This is a genomic window from Cellulomonas sp. B6 (assembly GCF_001462455.1).
Lineage (GTDB): Bacteria > Actinomycetota > Actinomycetes > Actinomycetales > Cellulomonadaceae > Cellulomonas.
Genome location: NZ_LNTD01000182.1, coordinates 1 through 3553, shown reverse-complemented (window position 1 = coordinate 3553; position 3553 = coordinate 1). Strand labels below are relative to the sequence as shown.

The window sequence follows — 3553 nt, the reverse complement described above, 5'->3', positions numbered from 1 at the left end:
ACCCGGCCCTGCCCCCGTCGTTTGCTTCGGTCGCGGGCGTCACCTAGGTTTCCGTCTCGGGTCAGGACACGGCCCTCCGGTCGTCACACTCGGAGGCTGCTCCCGTGTCCGCCCCCTCGCGCGAGGCGCACCACCCGTTTCCCCTGCCCCCGGGCACCGCACTGCTGCGGCACCGTCTGCGCGACGGCTCGTGGTGGTGGTCCGACGCGACGTACGAGCTGCACGGCTTCGCCGTCGGCGAGGTCGTCCCCACGACCGAGCTCGTGCTCGCGCACGTCCACCCCGACGACCGTCAGGGCTGGCACAGCGCCCTGCTGGGCACCACGTCCGCCGGCACGTACTCGCACGTACGGCTCCGCGACGCGCACGGCCGCACGCGCCACGTCCTCGGCCTCGTGCACCGCGACGACGACGTGGTCGAGGCCGCGCTCGTCGACGTCAGCGCGGTCGTGCGCTCCGAGGGCGCGCGCGTCGCGACCGAGCAGATCGCGGCGGCGACCACCTCGCGCGCGACGATCGAGCAGGCCAAGGGGATGCTCGCGAGCGCCTTCGCGGTCGATCCCGAGCGGGCGTTCGAGATGCTGCGCGCGGCGTCGATGCGCCGCAACGTGACGCTGCGCCGGCTGGCCGAGCTCGTCGTCGAGCGCGCCACGGCGCGCGGACGGCCCGTCACGGAGCTCGCGGAGGACCTCGGCCCGGTGCTCGCGGTCTCGCCGGTGGACCAGCCCAGCGACGGCTGAGCCGGGTCCGGTCCGGGTCAGCGCCGCGGCACGAAGGCGCTGTCCTGCTCGGCGCCCCCGACACGGAGCACGACGTCCCGCGCGAGGTCGCGCAGCTTGACGTTGCGGCCCTGCGACGCCTGCCGCAGCAGCGTGAGCGCCTCGTCGGGGCCGACGCGGTTCTGCGCCATGACGATGCCGATGGCCTGGTCGATGACGGCGCGCGACTCGAGCGACGCGCGCAGGTCGGCCGTCGTCTGCGCCAGGTCGACGAGCCGGACGGACCAGCCGAGCACGTGCGCGAGCTCGGCCGCGTACCGCTCGCCGAGCACCACCACGGCGTCGGACCAGTCGAGCGGGTGCTCGCTGTAGACGTTGAGGGACACCGCGACGTCGCCGTGCGCCGCGACCGGGAACGCGGCGGCTCCCGCGAACCCGTCGGCGCGGGCGGCGAGCGCCCACGCGGGCCAGCGGCCGTCGGTGTCGACGTCGGCGACGAGCACGGTCCGCCCCTCGTCGGCCGCCGTGAGGCAGGGTCCGGCGCCCGCGGCGTACTCGACCTCGTCGCAGCGCCGCGCGCGCTCCCCCGTGCTGCTGACGGTGCGGGCCTCGCCCGTACGGCGCAGCGTGACGCTCGCCTCGGCGACCCTGGGCAACGACGTCAGAGCCGACGCCGCGACGGCGTCGACCACGGACTGCACGTCGGTGGCCTCGATGACGGCCGCGTGCAGACGGCTCAACGTGTCCCCGAGCGGTTGCTCCAGCATGTCCTGACCTCCCCGCACCGCCGGTGCCGGGGGCGGTGCTCGCCCCGCCGACGCTAGGCCGGGTGGAGCACGGCCGCACGTCGGCGCCTGCCGGTGCGCGACGCCGTGCGCGACCCGCCGGACCGGGGTAGCGTCGGGACCGGGTCAGGCAGCGGCCCTCCGCTCTCGCGACGGAGGAAGCCGTGCAGATGTGTCACCTCGCACCATCCACCCTCGACCCGGTCGCGTGCAGGACGTCACCCATGCGTCGCCGCCGCGTCGCCGCTCGTCGTGGAGCGCCGCGATGACGCGCCGCTGGCTCCCCGAGCCGTGGCGCATCGTGCCGCGTGACGGCGGGCACGTCACGGTGCGCGTCGATGGGTACCTCGAGGGCACGGGCACGCTCGTCCAGCCCGACGGCCTGGGCCGCCTGCGCGTCCAGGTGGCCGCGGGTGACGGCACGCTCGACGTCCTCGACCTCGACGGCCAGGTCATCGGCCACGTCGGCGGCCAGTGGCTGCGCCTGCTGCAGGAGGACCTGCGCCGCTGCGCGCACGAGGGCGTGACGCCGGTGGTCCGCGCGTCGCTCGTGGGCCCCCGCGGCGAGCGGACCATGTTCGTCATGCTCGCCTGGCCGACGCACCGCCCGACGGCCCCGCGTCGCCCGGAGCTGACCGGTCGACGCTGAGCCCGGCCCGGCCCCCGACGCGCAGCGGTCACGGCCGACCGTCGCGCGTCCGCGACGACCGGCCGTGACCGACGGCTCGTGACGGTCAGAGCACCCAGCGCTGGTTGGCGGCGCCGTGGCACGACCACACCACGAGCTTCTGCCCGTCGTAGATGGGGTTGCCGCCGTCGGCGTCGAGGCACCGACCCGACTGCGGGTTGCGCAGCGTCTGCGCCGACGCGTCGTAGGTCCACCGTTGCGCGGCGGTGCCGTTGCAGGTCCACAGCTGCACGCGCGTGCCGTCGGCGGTGCCGCTGCTCGTGACGTCGAGGCACTTGCCGAGCGCGCGGATCGTCCCGTCGGAGCCGCGGGTCCACTGCTGGGCGACGTTGCCGTTGCAGGCGACGATCTGCACCGGGTTGCCGTCGTGGGTCTGCCCCCAGGGCACGTCGAGGCACAGGCGGCCGTCGGCGCGGATCGTGCCCGTGCCGGTGGGCAGGCCCCCGGTGCCGGGCGTACCCGGCCCGCCGCCGGTGGTGGCGCCGTTGTCGGTCACGCGGATCCAGTCGACCTTCATCTGCTGCGGGAACGTGGTCGTGGCGTCGGGGTAGCCGGGCCACTGGCCGCCGACCGCGAGGTTGAGGATGAGGAAGAACGGCTGGTCGAAGACCCAGGCGTCGGACCCGACGCTCGCGCGCGTCACGCGGTGGAACTGGCGGCCGTCGACGAACCAGGTGATCTCGCCGGGCTTCCAGTCGACCGCGAACGTGTGGAAGTCGTCGGCGTACGACCAGCCCTGGGGGTGCATGGCCGACCCGGTGATGCCGGCGCCGCCCGAGTACCCGGGCCCGTGGACCGTGCCGTGCACGAGGTGCGGCTCCTTGCCGACGTTCTCCATGACGTCGATCTCGCCCGAGCCTGGCCAGGGCGTCTGCGGGAACTGCCCGCCCAGCATCCAGAACGCGGGCCAGATGCCCTGCCCGCGCGGGATCTGGATGCGCGCCTCGACGCGCCCGTAGCGGATCTCGACCTTGTCGTTGGTGTGCAGGCGCGCCGACGTGTACGACCCGTCGGCCTCGCGGCGTGCGGTGATGACGAGGTTGCCGTTGCCGTCGAGCGCCGAGTTGGCGCGCGAGGTCGTGTAGTTCTGGAGCTCGGCGTTGCCCCAGCCGTTGGCGCCGGTGTCGTACGACCACACCGCGGGGTCGGGCGCCGTGCCTGCGGCGCCCGTGAACTCCTGCGCCCAGATCACGTCGCCGACGGCGGCGGGTGCGGGGCCGGCGGGCGACGCGACGGCGGGCGACGCGGCACCGGGCGCGGCGGCCGCCGCGGTGACGGCGAGCGCGAGCGCGGCGACCAGCGCGGCGGGGCGCCGGGCGCGACGCGCCACGCGTGCGAGGTGCGGACGCGCGGGCGGACGG

The 3553-nt window shown here is 75.4% G+C and carries 4 protein-coding genes; 2 read left to right on the top strand and 2 right to left on the bottom strand.

Features of this window, described 5'->3' with window-relative positions; all coding sequences use genetic code 11:
* Positions 1-104: 104 nt before the first annotated feature.
* Positions 105-740, top strand: coding sequence for a PAS and ANTAR domain-containing protein (locus tag ATM99_RS15265; RefSeq protein WP_062103718.1), 636 nt, complete (start codon positions 105-107; stop codon positions 738-740).
* 17 nt (positions 741-757) lie between these two features.
* Here the strand turns inward: ATM99_RS15265 and ATM99_RS15260 are convergent, their stop codons facing one another.
* Positions 758-1486, bottom strand: coding sequence for an ANTAR domain-containing protein (locus ATM99_RS15260; protein WP_062103717.1), 729 nt, complete (start codon positions 1484-1486; stop codon positions 758-760).
* 283 nt (positions 1487-1769) lie between these two features.
* Between ATM99_RS15260 and ATM99_RS15255 the strand changes: the two genes are divergently transcribed.
* On the top strand, positions 1770-2153 hold the full coding sequence (locus tag ATM99_RS15255; protein WP_150118322.1) for a hypothetical protein: 384 nt from the start codon (positions 1770-1772) through the stop codon (positions 2151-2153).
* 85 nt (positions 2154-2238) lie between these two features.
* On the opposite strand, the gene ATM99_RS15250 is transcribed toward ATM99_RS15255, so the two are convergent.
* Positions 2239-3553: lectin (locus ATM99_RS15250; RefSeq protein WP_369798096.1), on the bottom strand; the 1315-nt coding region annotated here is incomplete at its 5' end.